General features: G+C 68.3%; 13 protein-coding genes. 6 read left to right on the plus strand and 7 right to left on the minus strand.

The window, feature by feature from the left end:
- Nucleotides 1–7: 7 nt before the first annotated feature.
- From rimI to WMF19_RS39290, 6 genes are all read right to left on the minus strand, one after another.
- On the minus strand, nucleotides 8–532 hold the full coding sequence (gene rimI, locus WMF19_RS39265; RefSeq protein ID WP_437325087.1) for a ribosomal protein S18-alanine N-acetyltransferase: 525 nt from the start codon (nucleotides 530–532) through the stop codon (nucleotides 8–10).
- Entirely contained in the window at nucleotides 529–1,731 is a 1,203-nt protein-coding gene (locus WMF19_RS39270; RefSeq protein ID WP_437895032.1) for a vWA domain-containing protein, read from the minus strand. The genes rimI and WMF19_RS39270 overlap by 4 nt, the downstream gene beginning before the upstream one ends.
- A 62-nt stretch (nucleotides 1,732–1,793) precedes the next feature.
- Nucleotides 1,794–3,074, minus strand: coding sequence for an alanine racemase (alr, locus tag WMF19_RS39275; RefSeq protein ID WP_437895033.1), 1,281 nt, complete (start codon nucleotides 3,072–3,074; stop codon nucleotides 1,794–1,796).
- 99 nt (nucleotides 3,075–3,173) lie between these two features.
- On the minus strand, nucleotides 3,174–3,758 hold the full coding sequence (locus WMF19_RS39280) for a hypothetical protein (RefSeq protein ID WP_437895034.1): 585 nt from the start codon (nucleotides 3,756–3,758) through the stop codon (nucleotides 3,174–3,176).
- A gap of 386 nt (nucleotides 3,759–4,144) precedes the next feature.
- A complete protein-coding gene (locus WMF19_RS39285) occupies nucleotides 4,145–4,735 on the minus strand; it encodes a GTP-binding protein (protein ID WP_012239857.1) in 591 nt (196 codons plus the stop codon).
- Nucleotides 4,736–4,746: 11 nt separating this feature from the next.
- Nucleotides 4,747–5,229: a roadblock/LC7 domain-containing protein gene (locus tag WMF19_RS39290; RefSeq protein ID WP_012239856.1), complete on the minus strand. Its 483-nt coding sequence runs from the start codon at nucleotides 5,227–5,229 to the stop codon at nucleotides 4,747–4,749.
- Between the two features lie 768 nt (nucleotides 5,230–5,997).
- On the opposite strand from WMF19_RS39290, the gene WMF19_RS39295 reads away from it, so the two are divergent.
- From WMF19_RS39295 to WMF19_RS39310, 4 genes are all read left to right on the plus strand, one after another.
- Nucleotides 5,998–9,807, plus strand: a complete 3,810-nt coding sequence (locus tag WMF19_RS39295; RefSeq protein WP_437895035.1) for a DUF3857 domain-containing protein — start codon at nucleotides 5,998–6,000, stop codon at nucleotides 9,805–9,807.
- A gap of 185 nt (nucleotides 9,808–9,992) precedes the next feature.
- A complete protein-coding gene (rpmI, locus tag WMF19_RS39300; RefSeq protein WP_012239854.1) occupies nucleotides 9,993–10,190 on the plus strand; it encodes a 50S ribosomal protein L35 in 198 nt (65 codons plus the stop codon).
- A 26-nt stretch (nucleotides 10,191–10,216) separates the two neighbouring features.
- Nucleotides 10,217–10,576, plus strand: coding sequence for a 50S ribosomal protein L20 (gene rplT, locus WMF19_RS39305; protein ID WP_272102843.1), 360 nt, complete (start codon nucleotides 10,217–10,219; stop codon nucleotides 10,574–10,576).
- Between the two features lie 1,422 nt (nucleotides 10,577–11,998).
- Nucleotides 11,999–13,483, plus strand: a complete 1,485-nt coding sequence (locus tag WMF19_RS39310) for a sigma-70 family RNA polymerase sigma factor (protein WP_437895036.1) — start codon at nucleotides 11,999–12,001, stop codon at nucleotides 13,481–13,483.
- Between the two features lie 163 nt (nucleotides 13,484–13,646).
- Here WMF19_RS39310 and dacB read toward each other — a convergent pair whose 3' ends face one another.
- Entirely contained in the window at nucleotides 13,647–15,221 is a 1,575-nt protein-coding gene (dacB, locus tag WMF19_RS39315) for a D-alanyl-D-alanine carboxypeptidase/D-alanyl-D-alanine endopeptidase (RefSeq protein ID WP_437895037.1), read from the minus strand.
- A 178-nt stretch (nucleotides 15,222–15,399) separates the two neighbouring features.
- On the opposite strand from dacB, the gene WMF19_RS39320 reads away from it, so the two are divergent.
- Together WMF19_RS39320 and WMF19_RS39325 are read left to right on the plus strand one after the other, a co-directional pair.
- On the plus strand, nucleotides 15,400–15,933 hold the full coding sequence (locus WMF19_RS39320) for a hypothetical protein (protein ID WP_272102846.1): 534 nt from the start codon (nucleotides 15,400–15,402) through the stop codon (nucleotides 15,931–15,933).
- On the plus strand, nucleotides 15,930–16,412 hold the full coding sequence (locus WMF19_RS39325; protein WP_437895038.1) for a hypothetical protein: 483 nt from the start codon (nucleotides 15,930–15,932) through the stop codon (nucleotides 16,410–16,412). Before WMF19_RS39320 ends, WMF19_RS39325 begins: the two co-directional genes overlap by 4 nt.
- Nucleotides 16,413–16,418 lie beyond the last annotated feature (6 nt).

A 16,418-nucleotide genomic window follows, 5' to 3' on the forward strand; every position in this document is an offset into this window, starting at 1 on the left:
GCGCGGCTCAGATCTCGATGCGGATCTCGTCGCGGCCTGGCTGCACCGCGCCTGTCGCTGGATCGAGCGTGAGCACCATCTCGATCGCGTCCTCGCCGTTGTCGCTGTAGTACCGAGGGCGTACCCCCATCGCGGTGAAGCCGAGCTTCCTGTAGAGCCGGATCGCTGCCCGGTTCGAGCGGCGCACCTCGAGCAGGATCAGCCGCACTTGCTGCTCCTGTGCATACTCGAGCGACCGGTTCATCAACGCCGTCGCGAGCCCGCGCCGCTGCGCGGCCGGGCAAGTGGCCACGTTGAGCACGTGGAGCTCGTCGGCGACGTGCCACGCGATGAGGAAGGCGAGCGCGCGCCGCTCTTCGCGCGCGACCCAGCAGCGCGTCCAGGGGCGGCGCAGCTCTTCTCGCGCGGAGAACTGCGGCACGTCGAACGCCGCGGCCGCGACCGCGTCGATCTCGTCGAGCGCGGCGTCGTCCGCAGCGTCGGCCGTCAGCTGGATCAGCGAGGCCGAGAGCTTCGTCGCCTCGCGCTTCACCTCGCCACCTCCGTGGGACAGCCGGAGACGATCTGGACTTGCCCCACCCGCCCGCTCTTGAGCTTCGTGCATGCCTCCCCGAGGAGCTCGACCACCGCGGGCGACTTCCAGCGCCAGCCGTTCTCCGGGTCGTAGGCGACCAGCTCGTCGTCCAGGTAGACGTTCGTCTGTCCCGCCTCGGGAGGCGGGTCGACCAGGTCGAACTCGCAGGAGACGACGATGCTGGCGATCTTCGAGAGGACGTTCCCAAGCGTGTCGAGGTTGTCCACCTTGAAGTAGAACGGACTGACGAACTGCGCCGTGCCGCCGGCGAGCGCCATCTGGTCGAGGACATCGCCGTAGAACTCGCTCCCGGGGATGCCGACGACATAGACATCGATCCCGCTCGCCGCGAGCAGCTCGATCGCGGCGACCGTATCGTCGCGATCGAGGCACCCTTCGGGGCCCGAGGGACCCAAGGGCGAGCAGCAGTTCTCCTCGGGGCACTGCTGCTCGATGTTGGCGATGCACCCGTTGGCGTCGCACTTCGCCGAGCTGTTGCAGTTCGGACCTCCGTCGGTCGCGAGCACGACGATGGTCTTTCCGGGGAGCCCGACGAGCTTCGGCGTCAGCGCCGCGAGGGTCGCCGCGGTAGGCGTCCCGCCGAGCGGCGCGGCCCGCGTCGCCGCGCGGAACCGCGATGTCGTCGTTGAGCCCTCCTGTCCCTCTGCGAAGGGAGCCCCCGGCGTGACAGCGAACACCTCGCCGCCCGGCCTGCACGGCGCCTCGTCGGTCGCGTCCACGGGGAACACGGCGGCGCCGACGTTGATCAGCGGGCCCAGGTTCCGCACGAGGTCGACCGCGGCCTCACGGACCCGGTCGTATCGGGTCGCGCTCGAGCTCGCGGAAGCGGGGCTGAGCATGCTGCCTGACGCATCGAGGACGAAGTAGATGTTCGGCGCTTCGGCGATCTCGACCTGGTGGATCCGCTTGCCGCAGAGCCCACCCGCATCCGCGGCCGGTGGTCCGCTCGGGTCTTCGGTGTCCGGATCGAACCCGTCCACCGGCTCTTGCGCCCCCTGACCGCTGCCGCTGCGCGGACGCTGCTTCGCGACCTCGTCCTCGCACGCGGTCATCGCCGCGCCGCCGAGCGCGAGCACAGCCCCGACGCAGAAGAGCATGCCGCAGGCGCTGGCCCGCTGCTTCACGGCCGTCTTCATGGAGAGCAGCGTATCACGCCTGTTCGCGCTGGCAGCGCCAGCGCGGGCGCCGCCGCGCGCGCTCAGGGCTCGCGGTAGAACCTGGGCACGCGGCGCGAGATGCTGGTCAGCACCTCCCAGGCGATCGTCCCCGTGAGCCCCGCGATCTCTTCAGCGCTGATCGTGCCGCGCCCGAGCGGCCCGTCCTGCGCTCCGAGGAACACCACCTCATCCCCCAGGCGTGCTCCCGGCACATCCGTCACGTCGAGCATCGTGAGATCCATCGACACGGCGCCCGCGATCGGCGCGCGTTGACCGCGCACGAGGGCGGCGCCGCGGTTCGACAGCTGGCGGCTCAGGCCGTCGGCGTACCCCATCGGCACGGTGGCCACGACGCTCTCCCGGGAAGCTTGCCAGGTGTGGCCGTAGCCGATCCTGTCGCCCTTCGCGATCGTGCGCAGCGCGACGATCTCGCTGCGCACCCGGATGACCGGCTTGAGGTCGGGCGCGAGCCCCGCGCACGGCGATATGCCGAAGAGCGCGACCCCCGGGCGGACGATGTCGAGCCACGCCGCAGGGAGGCGCAGCATCGCCGCGCTGTTCGATGCGTGGCGCACCCGCGGCGTGAGGCCGAAGCTCTTCGCTCGCTGCTCGATCTCCCCGAAGAGGCGCATCTGCTCGATCGTCACGCCGAGATCGTCGGCGTCCGCGCAGGCGAGGTGGGTCATGAGCCCGTCGAGCTTCACCTCCGGGTGCTTGCCGAGCGTCGCGAACACCGCCTCGATCTCGGAACTCGCGGCCCCGAGCCGTCCCATGCCGGTGTCGACCTTGAGATGGACGCCCACGCGACCGCGCTGCTCGAGCCGCACCACGCTCGCGAGGCGCTCGATCTGGCCGGCGTCGTAGACGACGGGCACGAGATCGCGCGCGATGATCTCCTCGAAGCCGTCGCGGCGCGGGCCGTAGTAGCCGCCCATGACGAGGACAGGGAGCCGGATGCCGGCGTCTCGCAGCTCGATGGCCTCCTCGAGCAACGCGACGCACAGGCCGGGGATGCCGGCGCGCTCGAGCGTCCGTGCGACGGCGGGCGCGCCGTGGCCGTACGCGTCCGCCTTGAGCACGCCCCAGATCTGCGGCTTCTCCGCGCCGATCAGGCCTCGCTCGAGGACGCGGAGGTTGTGCCGCAGGTGCGCGAGGTTCACCTCGGCGCGGGTCGGCCGCACGGCGTCCGCAGGCGCCGCTCGCCGTGGCCGCAGCACCCGCATGGGGCCTGCGCTCGCACCGAGCCCCTCAAGGGGCGACGCCGTGCCGTTGCGATCAGGAGTCGTGCTGCTGAGCTCTTTGGGCGCGTGCGAAGCGGACATCGTGTACGCCGATAGCTCTACGCTCGATCGCGGGTCAAGATTCCAGGCCATCTTGGTGTGACAAGGTGAGGCATCTGCGCGGAGAGCAGACCACGTCGATCAGAAGCAGCGACGCATGCACCGCGTGTACTTGCCGGAGCATCCTTTTTCGCAGGCGGCGGATTTGCAGTCGTCCTGGCATTCCTTCCAGTCCGTCTGGCACGACGCGCTGCACTTCGCTCCCGGCGGTGCAACCTCCGCGGTGTTCGACGCCGAGGGCGCAGCGCCGCCGTCGTTCGCGTCTGGGTCTGCGCGAGCCTCTTCCGCTGCCGCCGTCGCGGCCACGTCGGCGGTCAGGAGCCTGGGCGGCGGAGCGAGCGCGCTGGTCGGCTCAGGCACGGCAGGGGCTCGGCTGCTCGGCGGAGTCCACTCGCCTTCGTCGAAATCGCTCGCGTGGCTGAGCTGCCTGGCCCGCAGCGTGGCGTACTCCACACGGTCGCGCGTCTGACCGAACGTACAGAACTGAAGCCACTCGTCCCAGCACGCACGCCGCAGGGTCGGCTTGACGTCGGCCAGCGAGTCAAGCGCCATGCAGTGCTCGAAGCGTACGTCCCCCTCGTAGACCGCGTTGATGCTCGCGCCGCACGCGGTCACCGAGGCGGCGGCTAGGCAGAGGAGGGTCCTGAACCGCACGTCGTAGAACACCGATAGCAGAAAAGCTCGGCCCCGGTGCCAGGGCCTGTCCTATCCGCCGCGGGACCTGCCGGTCGCCCAGCCGAGGTGCTCTCCGGTTGAACTTTGCCCTGTGATGCCGTACGTTGCCGCCCCTTCGCACCGGCGGCGGCGGCACGACGCCTCCGCGCCGGGCGCCTCAACGGAGCCTGTTCATGTTCCTCATGCTGTCGAAAGGTCCTCGGAAGACCACGCGCTCCAAGTCGAAGCGCTACCGGTCCAAGCTGAAGGCGAAGAACCGCAACCGGCGCAACCGCATCTACCAGCGCGCCTGATCGCTGCACCGAGCGCGAGCGAGTCCACGGCCTCGCTCGCGGCGCCGTTCTTCGATTCGAATCTTCTGGGCCGGCCCCTGCAACCTAGGGGCCGCCCTTCTTCAGCTCGGTCAGCACCAGCTTGGCGACCGCCTTGAGCGTGTCGAACACCCCGACGCCGGTCCGCGCGACCCCCTCGAAATCGGGGACGTTCGTCGGGTTGAGCAGCGAGCGGAGCTCTTCGACGGTGCCGATCTCTGGCAAGTCCCGCTTGTTGTACTGGATGACGTACGGGATCTTGTCCAGCGAGTAGCCCTGCTCCGCCAGGTTCGTGCGGAGGTTCTCCACCGACTCCTGGTTCGCCTCGATGCGGCCGAGCTGTGAGTCTGCCACGAAGACCACGCCGTCGACGCCTTTCAGGATGAGCTTGCGGCTCGCGTCGTAGAAGACCTGCCCCGGCACCGTGTACAGGTGGAACCGCGTCTTGAAGCCGCGGATCTCCCCCAGTGCGAGCGGGAGGAAGTCGAAGAAGAGTGTCCGGTCGGTCTCCGTGGCGAGGGAGATCATCTTCCCCTTCGCGTCCGGGTTGGTGCGCTCATAGATGTACTGCAGGTTCGTCGTCTTGCCGCAGAGACCCGGGCCGTAATAGACGATCTTGCAGTTGATCTCGCGCGCCATGTAATTGATGAAGCTCATCGACCGCGCTCCTAGTCGTTGAAGAGGTTGTCGATGTCCTCGTCGGTGATCTCGGCGAACGGCGAGTCGGCGCCCGGCTCCTGCACCTTCTTGAGCAGCGCCTCGAAGATGTGGTTGAGCTCCTCGCTCGCCTTTCGCACCCGGAGCCTCACCAACCCGAGGCTCGACTTTGAGTCGAAGATCACCACGAGGATGACGCGGTTCCCGACCAGCTGGATGTGGATGTTCGCCTTTTCACCCTCGTGGAACTGAGTGGCGAACTCGTTCTCCTTGAGGAGCTTCGCCATCCCGCCCGTGGCGGCGATGTTCCCCGCCGTCAGCGAGGCGAGCGACGTGGTGTCGAGGTTGTCGACGTCTCCGCTCGCGGCGATCAGTTGCCCGTTCTTGTCAACGATGAAGACGACCTTCGCATTGGCGTCCTTGACGAGGCGATCCACCACGCTCTGGATCTGATTGAATTCCTCCTCGTACATCACCATCTGAGGGTTGACCATCGTTCCTCCGCCAGCGCTCTCGCGATGGGGCCCTGGGCATTGCGGGCTCTGTCGCCCTTGTCATCACCGGGCGCCGCACGTGCGGTCCCCGACCATCGTCATCCAACTGGCTTCCCGCTGCGCGGGCTTGCCTTACCACCGGTACCACGTTCGCGGCGTGACGCTCACTGCCGTGGGGACTTGCATGGCCGGTTCGCAGCGCGCAGTGCCGCTGCTCCTCGACCGTGCTCCCGTACATCTTGGGACGTTTCTATCCGAAGCTGGTGCGGCGGAGCAAGGCGGCCCTTTCTGGAAGTTGGAGGATCGTATGGCCGAACCTCGCCGAGCCTTGCCGGACCCCGACGGAGCTCGCTCCCCCTGCCCCCAGGGGAGCCTTGGTTCCGGACCTTTTCCAGGCGCCTGTCCGCCCCGGCCACCCGGAAGGTTTGCACGGTAAGTATCTAAAATTGCTACTGTTTCATGAGTTGAATGCGGTCGGACGGCGCTGCGCCTTCCTCCGGGGGCGCTGCTGTGGGGCGCGCTGCGTGTCGTCGCTCTGTCCCCGGCTCTGTACCCGGCAAAAGATAGACAAAATTCGCGGGATCGGCGCCGGCGGCGCGGCGGGCTCATGAAGGCGCCGCCCGATGAACGCGGCCCGGGGGACGACCTCCTGCCGGCGTGCGTTCCGCCGGATCGTCGGCAGCACCCCCTTGACCTCGGCCGGTGCGGCGCCTCTGCAGCCATGCCTTGTGCTTGACCGATGGCTTCGGCCACGGGATAGCGCCTCGGATGCGTGACGTGCTCAGCCGGGCCGAGCCCCGTGAGATCGAGCTCAACCAGGGGACGACGAGGGGGCGGTCCTTCTGCGCGCTCGCCGTGGGGACGGCGGCCTTGGCGTGCGCCATGTCGCTCGGCGCCGATGTTCGCGCGGAGCTCGGCGCGGTTCACCCCGAGGTGCTCTCCGCGCACGCGGCTGTCCGCGCGGCGAGGGGCCCCGAGGTCTACGGCGCGCTACGTGAGCTCTGGCGCACGTGGGACCGCGCGGATCCGACGCAGGTCGAGGAGGCGATCGCGTCCATCGCGGAGGCTGGCGCGACCAGCGCGCCCACCCAGGTCTATGCGGAGCTCCTCTCGGCGTATGCGCGGAGGCGTCGAGGCGATCTCGACGGAGCGGTCGCGAGGATCCAAAAGCTCGGGTTTATCGGCCGCTGGGCGACGATCGGACCGTTCGACAACGAGAACAAGGGGGGCTTCGAGCGGGCGTTCGGGCCCGAGGAAGATCTCGAGCAGCCGATGGCCGCGGGCAGGACGTACGACGGCAAGGCGCGCGCGGTCCGGTGGCGCGTGCCCCCCGAGGCGCCGCAGTACGGGTGGTTTGACTTCGGCGACTTCATTCGTCCGGTGGAGGGCGTCTGCGGCTACGCGACGACGTTCGTCCGCGCGAAGGCCGGGACGCGCGCTCCTCGGCCGATCTCGATCTGGGTCGGGGCAGACGGCGCGTTCAAGCTGTTCTGGAACGGCGCGAAGGTCCTGACCGATCCGGGGTACCGCGAGCTCGACATCGATCGGTTCGCCGCGCCGGTGACGCTGAGGCCCGGCTACAACCGCCTGACGATCAAGGTCTGCGGAGGTGCGTCGGCGCCCAAGTTCGCGCTCCGCATCGGCAACGAGAAGGGGGCGCCGGATCTTGATCTGGATGTGACCTCCGACATCGGAACCCACGTCACGGCGCCTCAGGGCGAAGCCGATGGCGCGAGGCGCGTGGGCGGGGCGCGGGCGCAGGCCGAAGGGCTAACCTCAGGAGCGAAGCTCGCCGCGCGTGCGGCTGTCATTGAGGGGCCGATGCAGGCGTTCGAGCGCGCCGCGAGCGCCGCTCGGCCTTCACCCGCCATGCTGGAGGCGTTCGCGCGGTACCTCATGCTCACCGGCGGTGACGCCGAGGGGGAGCACAGGGCGCGCGACCTCGCGCGGCGCTCCGCCGAGGCCGAGCCGAGCGTGCGTCGCTACCTGCTCGCGGGCCAGCTCTCGGAGGACAGGAACCAGCAGCGCGCGTGGATCGAGCGCGCGGCCGCGCTCGCGGGCGGTCGTGAGGATATCGACGTCCTGCTCTCGCAGGCTCGGCTCGCGCAAACGAGCCCGAACTGGCGGGAGGCGGCTCCGATCTACGAGCGCATCCTCGCGTCCGATCCCGATCATGTCACGGCCGTCCTCGGGCTCGTGGACCTCTACGGGGAGGCTGGGCTGAAGCGCACCGCGCTCGCCACGCTGGAGCGGGCGCTCGCGCGCCAGCCGAGCAGCGTCGCGCTCCTCCGCGCCTCGGCGGCGCAGCTGCGCGCGCTCGGGCGCGACACGGAGGCCGCCGAGATGGAGGCGCGCTACGCCGCGCTGCGGTTCGACGACTCGAGCTTCCTTCACCAGCAGGTCGAGCTCGCGGTGGCGCGCCGCGATCCTGCCGGGGCGGAGCGCTGGATCGAGCGCTTCCTCCGCAGCGAGCCCGACTCCGTCTGGGCCCGCACGGTCGCGGCGCGTACGTACCGCGCGCTGGGCCAGGGGGACCGCGCCCTCGCGGCCCATCAGCGCGCGCTCGCCATGGCGCCGGAAGACATCGGAACGCTGCGCGCTCTCTCGGACCTCTACGGCGAGGAGGGAAACCGAGAGGCGCAGCTGGAGATGCTGCAGCAGATCCTGGCGATCAGCCCTCAGGCGAAGGATGTGCGCGAGTACATCGAGCACATCGAGCCGCCGAAGCCGCGCGCCGACGAGGCTTACGCCTGGGCGCCCGACCGCTTCCTCCCGATGCGGCGCAACGCTGACCGGCAGTATCCCAAGCGCACGCTGCGCAACCTGACGGTCACCACCGTCTTCCCGAACGGCCTGGCGAGCCGGTTCCGGCAGGTCGTCTTCCAGCCGCTGACGGACGAGGCTGCAGCGAGCGCCCGGCAGTACGCGTTCGAGTACCAGGCCGATCGCCAGACCGTGAGCCTCCGTGCCGCGAAGGTCTACCGAGCAGACGGCAAGGTCGACGGGGCGATCGAGAGCGGGGAATCCGGGGCGAACAACCCGGCGCTCGCGATGTACACATCGGCGCGCACGTTCTACGTCAGCTTCCCGCGGCTCAACGCCGGCGATGTGGTCGAGCTGCGCTACCGCGTCGATGACGTCAGCCCCCGCAACGAGATCGCCGATCACTTCGGCGAGATCGAGTTCCTCCAGGGGGATGAGCCGATCGCCAGCAGCGAGTACGTGCTGATCACCCCGAAGACGAGGCAGTTCCACGTCTTCGCGTCCAATCTGCCTGGCCTCGTGCGCGAGACCAAGGAGGACGCCGAGCGGCGCATCTTCCGCTTCTCCGCCGCCTCTGTGCCGCCGGTTGCGCCCGAGCCGGCGATGCCCGCTTGGTCCGAGATCCTCGCGCACGTCCACGTCTCGACCTTCAAGACCTGGGACGAGGTCGGCTCCTGGTACTGGGGCCTCGCGCGAGAGCAGTTCGATGTGGATGATGAGGTGCGCAAGCGGGTGCGCGAGATCACGAACGGCCTCGCCGACGATCGGAGCAAGGTCCGCGCGATTTACAAGTACGCGACCGAGACGCGCTACGTGGCGCTCGAGTTCGGCATCGAGGGGATTCGCCCGAGGAGGTGCGCGCAGACGCTCGCTCGCGGCTGGGGCGACTGCAAGGACAAGGCGACGCTGATCGTCACGATGCTCCGCGAGATCGGCATCCCAGCGACGATCGTCCTGGTGCGCACCCGCATGCGAGGCGACATCGAGCCGGAGCCCGCGAGCCTCGCGCCGTTCGACCACGCGATCGCGTACGTGCCGTCGCTCGACCTTTACCTCGACGGAACGGCGGAGCACTCGGGCTCGACAGAGCTTCCCATCATGGATCGCGGCGCGATGGCGCTTCAGATCAACGAGGGCAAGCCGAAGCTCGTTCGCCTGCCGGAGCCTGCTCCGGAGGCCTCGGTCGTGCACCGGACCGTCGACATCGCGGTCGGCGCTGACGGGTCAGCTCAGCTCGGGGTCGACATCCAGGTGGCCGGCGCGTCTGCGCCGGAGTGGCGGACCCGCTACATGGCGGAGGGGACGCGCCGCGACCGCGCAGCTCGTGACCTCGCCACGGACTTTGGGGCGGTCGAGCTGGCCCCTGGGAAGGCCGGGGTCGAGGTGAACGATCTCGAGGACATCGAGCAGCCAGCGAAGCTGCGGGCTCGAGGAAGAGCAGTCGCGCTCGCTCGAAGGGAGGGCGACAGCCTGTCGGTCCCGGCTGTGCCCACGCAGCGCCTCGCCACCGAGTTCGCATCCCTCTCGGCGCGCACCCGCGACGTGATCATTCCCGCGCTCACCACGCGCCGGGATGAATGGACCCTCCGGATCCCCGCCGGGTGGCGTGTCACCAGGGCGCCGCTGCCCGAGGACGTGGACACCCCCTTCGGCAAGTTCTCGCTTTCGATCGAGCAGTCCGCGGGGAAGATCGTCGTCCGCAGTCAGATCTCCCTCACGAAGTCCCGGATCAAGCCGTCCGAGTACATGGCCTTCCGAACGTTCTGCGAGACGGCGGACCGCGTCTTCGGTCAGCGGGTGGTGTTCGGAAAGTGAGGACAGCCTGACCCCCGGCCCCTCGGCGCGCCGACGGGCCCCTAGCCGCTGCCGGGACACTTGACAACCCCACGCTGGATCGCCATAAAGCGCCCCCTCTACGCATCCCTGCGGCGCAGAACAGCCTCTCCGGTGGTTCGGAGCGGTGGCCGCCGGGAGCGATAGGCATTCGGATCGAGGGCATCATGCCGAAGATGAAGACCAACCGCGCCGCGGCCAAGCGCTTCAAGGTGACCGGCTCCGGCCGCATTCGCCGCAGCAAGGGCGGGCTCAACCACTGCATGCAGGAAAAGAGCAAGAAGCGTCTGCGTCGTCTCCGCAAGAACGACATGGTCGATTCGGCGATGGAGAAGCGCGTCAAGCTGCTTCTTCCCTACGGCTGACCCTGGAGCAGTGAGGTAGATTACCGATGCCGCGTGTAAAGAGAGGCTTCAAGGCCCGCCGCCGTCGCAACCGTGTCCTCAACCAGACCGAGGGCTACTTCCTCGGCCGAAAGAACCGCTTCCGCCAGGCGGTCGAGGTGCTCCGCCACGCCTGGGAGTACGGCTACATTAGCCGTAAGCTCAAGAAGCGGGATTTCCGTCGTCTTTGGATCACCAGGATCAACGCTGCCGCGCGCCTCAACGGTACGACGTACTCCCGCCTCGTCAGCGGGCTCAAGAAGGCAGGCATCGCCCTCGATCGGAAGATCCTCTCCGAGATCGCGATCCACGATCCTGCGTCGTTCGGTGCTGTTGCGAAGCTCGCCTCGCCCTCAGCGGCGAAGTGACGGCTCCGCGGGCGGTCTTCAGCCCGTCGTTCGACCATTCCGATGCGGAACGGTCGAAATCGGCCTAGGCCGCCCCGGTCCTTTCCTCGCAAGCGCCCGATTGTCGTAACATTTCTTATATTTGACTCGCCGCCATGGCGAGCGATCCTTCGGGTTGCGTCGCAAACGTAGAGCTCGGGCGCAACCCTCGGGCGAGGACGTGCGGCTGCCGTCGCTGACGCTGATCAGAGTCATCAGTGTGAGGCGATTAGGCACCGAGCAAATGCGCAGCGTGCATTCCGTGCGCACTCGCTACGCACCGCCGATGGCACCGTATGATCGTGCGATCAGGGTAAATTCTGACCCAGCCCAGCCCGGTGACGGCTGGCCTACTGAGCGTTGTCTTTCGCGGGGGTCTGCGTTCCCAGCCGAGGCCTGACCAACCTAAGGGGCGATCCAGGTCCTGTTCCCAGGGACAGACTTAGCTATAAAATCCGCTGAGCCTGAACGAATTGCCGAATTTGCCGACTTTCCAGGCGGTCTGTCGCGAAAAATAACCTTCTCCGCCTTCGTCCGTCGGGTGAGGGCTCGACATTGCCATCGGGAGGCCCAGGTTCAGGAAACATCGAAGCTCACTGAGAGAACGGCCTCAGCGGCTAGGTACGGGACTCCTACACGCTGGAAAGCAGCGAAATTCCCTTGCCTGTGCTGCGAGGGCGGACCCACCGACCCGCGGAACGCTTGCGAGCTCGAGGTGTCCCCAAGGAGAACAGGTTGCCGATGTTGTTGCGTCCCCGAAAGCGCACCCAGCCATGCAGTTCGGTTCGGTCGCAGCGAAATGTCTCGCTCGACAGGACATGGACAGCGCCTTCCGCTCTACATAGCGCACCCAGGCCGAGCTCTCAAACGGGAGAAGCAGGAACGCACGCTAAAAAAGGCACTGTTTTTGCTTCTGAAGCTGGGCTGCTACCGGGGACTGGCGCAGGAGCATCATTCTGCAAGAGCAGACCTGCCTCAGATGAGAAGAGTTCGACCGGAATCAAAAGAAAGCACCAGCGGTTGCCAGTTTCAACAGGGGCTCCTTCGGTCAGCTCCTCTCCTCTGTCTGGCACGAAATCGTCTCGCCTGCCCTCAAAAGGTGGCGGGACATTTCAATCTCGCAAGGTCAGCCGTTTAGAAGTGAACGCCGACACAAAGACCAAGATGAGCACGTCGACCGCCCGCCGTCCAGAAACTGCGCGGAGAAACGCCAAGTCCTCTGCTGTAGGTGCCTCTGCGCGGCTCGCGGCATCCAAGAGCTCGCAGGGAGCCGAGACCGCATCGGCTCCCCGGCGGGGGGCATCGCAGACCACCGAGTTGGAGGTCTCCGAGGTCGAAGAATTCGGGGACAACCAGTCGCCGCGCTCGCACTTTCAAGGAGCTACCACCGTGGAGGGAGCCGCCATGAGGTCGACCAAGAGCAACGCCACTGTAGTGAAGGGCGACCCGCTCGCTCAGGGTGGGACGGCCACGCCGGAAATCGCAGCGCTCGGCGTTCTGGATGACGACCAGACGGAGGAGACGGTTGTGCGACCCCGCCCGGCCGAGATCCTCGATGAGGAGCGGACGGCTGACTTCATCGATCTGGACCTTGGACCGCTCGATCGGCTGCCTCAGCCCGAGCGCGCGAGGAACCAGGATCGGGAGCTGAAGGATGTCGAGGACGGGGGCGGTGACTCGATGCTCGCCCGCTATTTCCGCGACATGGCGCTCCACCCTGTCATGGGGCCGGACGAGGAGCTCGACACCGCGCGGGCTGTCGAGCGCACGGAGGTGGAGCACTGGGTGGCCCTGCTCTCCTACCTGCCTGCGGCCGAGTACATCCTCACCGCGCTCGAGGAGGATGTCGCCAAGGCGGGTGAGGACGAGGTGAAGGCTCCGCAGATCGCGGAGATGCAGAAGCTCGTTCGCCTGGCGAAGAAGCAGAAGGGGAAGCTGCTCGCCGAGCAGGAGAAGCCGTGGACCCAGCTCTCCGAGGAGCTCGCAGCGGCCGTCCGCCTGCCTGACTCGGATCGCCTCTGGATGGCGCGCGCCTTCAGCATCGCGCGCGATCTCGTGCGCGAGCCTGACTTCGAGGACGACGTGAGCGATCCCGAGGAGACCCGCCCCACGCGGCCGAGGCTCCCGATGTCTGGCTCCTACCGCCGTTACCTCGATCGGGTCGAGCGATCCTTCCAGGCGCAGCACGACGCGAAGAACCGCTTCGTGAAGGCCAACCTGCGGCTCGTCGTGTCGATCGCGCGGCGCTACAACCGCGGGCGCCTGCCGCTCATCGATCTGATCCAGGAAGGCAACATCGGCCTGATGAAGGCGGTAGAGCGCTTCGACCACAGCCGTGGCTACCGCTTCTCGACGTATGCATCGTGGTGGATCAGGCATGCGATCAGCCGCGCCTTGGCCGACAAGGGCCGCGCGGTCCGCATCCCGGTCCACATGCTCGATACGTACAACCGCGTGGCGCGGGCGACGCAGGCGATCATCGCGCGCACGGGGCATGAGCCGACCATCGAGGAGCTCGAGAAGGAGACGGGGGTCCCGCGCGAGAAGCTCGACAAGGTGAAGGACTTCTACGCGGAGACGCCTTTCTCGCTCGATCGTCCCGTCGGCGACGAGGACGGGCGCAAGTTCATCGACTTCCTCCAGGAGGAGAACGCGCTGTCGCCGTTCGATCACCTGGCCAACAGGAAGTGGAGCGACGAGGTCCGGCGTCTCCTGACCACGCTCACGCCGATCGAGTCGCGGATCATCCGCTGGCGCTTCGGCCTCGACGACGAGGACGAGCTCACGCTCAAGGAGATCGGCGACAAGTACAACCTGTCGCGCGAGCGCATCCGTCAGCTCCAGGAGCAGGCGCTCGGGAAGATCCGCAAGCAGATGCGCGACTACTGAGCGACGAGCTCAGCACGAGTCGGTGAAGCGGCCGCGCTGCGTCATGCTGCGCGGCCGTTTTGCGTGAGCCGCCCGAACATGCGGCTGCGTGGGGGCGCGCAGAGGTGAGCAGGGGCCGGAGCCCAGCGCAGCCCAGCGGGTCGACACGAGGCCACCCGCGCTCTCAGGGCGTGCGTGCGTCCTTCCAGAGCTCGTCGGCGAGCGACTCGACGAAGTGATCGATGGCCCTTCGTGCGGGGTCGATCTTCCCTGGCACGTCGGAGACGAGCGCGGCGAAGGCGATCGGGGAACGACCAGGGGGCGCGAGGATGTAGCCAGACAGGGCCACGACCGAGGCGAGCGTTCCCGTTTTGGCGCGGATCGCGCGCTCCTTCGACCACCCGCGGAAGCGGCTGCGCAAGGTGCCGTCCACACCGCCGATCGCGAGCTGCGCGGTGAAATCGGCGCCGAGCGCCGGATCGAGAAGCGCGACGCGGAGCAGCCGGACGATGGCCTCAGGAGATGCGCGAGCGGCGTCGAACAAGCCGGAGCCGTTCCTCAGGACGACGCCTTGCCCGAAAGCATCGAGCTCCCTGAGGGTCTCGCTGACCACCTCCGCCGCACCCTCGGCTGTGCCGGGGCGCCCACGCTTCTCTGCGGCGAGCGTCTTGAAGATCGTCTCCGCGTAGAAGTTGTCGCTGTCCTTTCCGAGGGCGGAGAGGAGCTCGCCGAGAGGTGCCGAGCGGTGGGCGACGAGGAGCCTCTTCTGGCGCTCACCGCCGAGCTGCACGTCGCCGGAGACGTCGACGCCCACCTCCAGCAGCATCTCCTTGAGCGCATACGCTACGACCAGGCGGGGATCGTCGACGCGCCTCGCCAGGCTCACCGCGCGGCCGCCCTCTGGGATGTGCCCGCTGAGGTGCGCGACGAGGCGCTCGCCGCTCGGTTCGAGCCGGACCCCGAGCTTCTCCGGTGTGCCGCGCCTCGCGGTGGTCACCGTGCCCTGGAGCACCGCGAAGCCTGGGGGATCGATCGCGACGGAGGCAGCCTGCCCTGCCTTCGACGGGCGCACCGTGAAGAGCAACGCGTTCGCGTTCAACGAGGCTGCCGCGACCGGGGCGCGAAAGGCCGCCCACTCCTCCGGCTGCTGCTCGAAGGCGGGAGGCACGTAGCGCGCGTCAAAGTAGCCCTGGTCGATCGAGATCGCCGCGACCTTGCGGACGCCGGACGCCCTCAGGGCGCGCGCCATCTCCCAGAGATCGGGCGTCTTGAGGGAGGGATCGCCCGAACCCCGGAGCACGAGCTCGGCGACGGTTCCGTTCGACACCTCCCCGTAGAGGCCGGTCAGGTAGCGGTAGCTCGGCCCGAGCAGGCGAAGCGCGGCGGCTGCCGTGAAGAGCTTCGCGTTGGATGCAGGGTTGTACAGGCCGCGCTGATCGAAGGCCGCGAGAGCCGCGCCGCTGGCGACGTCGAGGGCGAGCACGCCGACCCGTCCCCCCAACCGGCGCACGTCAGTGACGAGCGCCTCGACCTCCGCTCGAGCGCGGTCAGGGTCGATTTTTTGAGGCCCGTGCGACGCGGGGGGGGCTGGGCGCGCGTTCGGGGTGACGGGGGCTCCCTGGGTCGGCGTTGCTGTGCGGGCCGAGCGGTCAGCGGGACCCGTGCCGCCGTCGAGCGGCTGCGAGCCGCCGGGGCGAGCCAGGATCGACGAGAGCACGAGCGCGACCGCGGAGACGGCACGGCGGGGATGTCGAGGCATGAGATCTGTCTGCCTCTACAACGCCTCCACAGCGGACGCCTCCTCCGGTCGACCGGTCGTCGCAGCCCCGGCGGCGCTCATCGGTGCGCGCGTGTGCGCTCGGGGTTGTCCTCGGAAAGGAGAGCTTGCTAGGGTGCGCACAGACGCTCCTTCACGCTCTGTTCGAACGGAGGACACCGTGTCCCAGCAGCATTCGACCCGCGCGCTCTTGCCGCTCATCCTCCTCGCGGCTGCAGCATGCTCCGGCGCCAAGCCCAAGCAGGCAGGGGAAGACTACAACTTCGAAAAGGCTTCGTCCGATGTGGCCGAACCCGCTGAAACGGAGAGCTCCGGCGCCGAGGCAGGCAGCTCCGGCGCCGAGGCGGGCGCGTCGGTGGACAGCGGAGGCGGGCTCAACCCCGATCAGAAGAAGCAGATGGAGATCGCCCTGCGACGCGGAGGGGACAAGGCGGCGAACTGCGCCGAGGTCGTGTCCAACGCGCCGACGGGCGAGGGAGAGGTCAAGGTCGTGTTCGACGGCCAGAAGGGACGCGTGACCGACGTGCTGGTCGGGCCGCCCTTCGCAGGGACGCCCGCCGAATCCTGCGTGAAGCGCGCCTTCGTCGGAGAGATCGTGCTGCCGTTCGATGGCGATCCGCTCGAGGTCCCGTACACCGTGAAGCTGCCGTCCAAGAAGTCCGGCGCGGGAGCTTCCGGAACGAAGACGCCATGAAGTGCGCCTCCCTCGCCGTCGTCGCCGCGCTGGTGTTGGCCACTGCCTCCGCCGGTGCGGAGGAGCCGGCGGCACCTCCGCGGTACCCGCCGTCCTCGGCACGCGTGAAGGTCATCGTCGGCGGGGTGGCCGTGACGGCGCTCGCTTACGGCGCAGCATTCCTTGCCGCATCCTCGTGGCCGGAGGTCCCTGGGGCGAGCGAGCTGAAGATCCCGATCGCTGGCCCATGGCTCGCGCTCGCCAAGAACGGCTGCGCCGCGGACGATCCGGACTGCGGCGCGACGCTGTACGTTCGCGGGGCGCTCACCGCCATCGGTGGGCTCGCGCAGCTCGCCGGCCTGGGTCTCGTCGGCGAAGGGATCTTCATGACCACGGAGGCGCGCTCGGCGCAGCCTTCGAACCCTGCGGCGCTGACGGTGCGGCCGGCCCCGGTGATCACCGCGACCGGCATGGGCCTCGGCGTCGTCGGTACGTTCTGAACTACC

Origin of the sequence: Sorangium sp. So ce124, from assembly GCF_051525235.1 — a bacterium.
Lineage (GTDB): Bacteria > Myxococcota_A > Polyangia > Polyangiales > Polyangiaceae > Sorangium > Sorangium atrum.

Coding starts and splice junctions, on each gene's coding strand:
- WMF19_RS39270 (WP_437895032.1), bottom strand. CDS start 1,731: ATGAAGACGGCCGTGAAGCAGCGGGCCAGCGCCTGCGGCATGCTCTTC.
- alr (WP_437895033.1), bottom strand. CDS start 3,074: ATGTCCGCTTCGCACGCGCCCAAAGAGCTCAGCAGCACGACTCCTGAT.
- WMF19_RS39285 (WP_012239857.1), bottom strand. CDS start 4,735: ATGAGCTTCATCAATTACATGGCGCGCGAGATCAACTGCAAGATCGTC.
- WMF19_RS39290 (WP_012239856.1), bottom strand. CDS start 5,229: ATGGTCAACCCTCAGATGGTGATGTACGAGGAGGAATTCAATCAGATC.
- WMF19_RS39295 (WP_437895035.1), top strand. CDS start 5,998: ATGCGTGACGTGCTCAGCCGGGCCGAGCCCCGTGAGATCGAGCTCAAC.
- rpmI (WP_012239854.1), top strand. CDS start 9,993: ATGCCGAAGATGAAGACCAACCGCGCCGCGGCCAAGCGCTTCAAGGTG.
- rplT (WP_272102843.1), top strand. CDS start 10,217: ATGCCGCGTGTAAAGAGAGGCTTCAAGGCCCGCCGCCGTCGCAACCGT.
- WMF19_RS39310 (WP_437895036.1), top strand. CDS start 11,999: ATGAGGTCGACCAAGAGCAACGCCACTGTAGTGAAGGGCGACCCGCTC.
- dacB (WP_437895037.1), bottom strand. CDS start 15,221: ATGCCTCGACATCCCCGCCGTGCCGTCTCCGCGGTCGCGCTCGTGCTC.
- WMF19_RS39325 (WP_437895038.1), top strand. CDS start 15,930: ATGAAGTGCGCCTCCCTCGCCGTCGTCGCCGCGCTGGTGTTGGCCACT.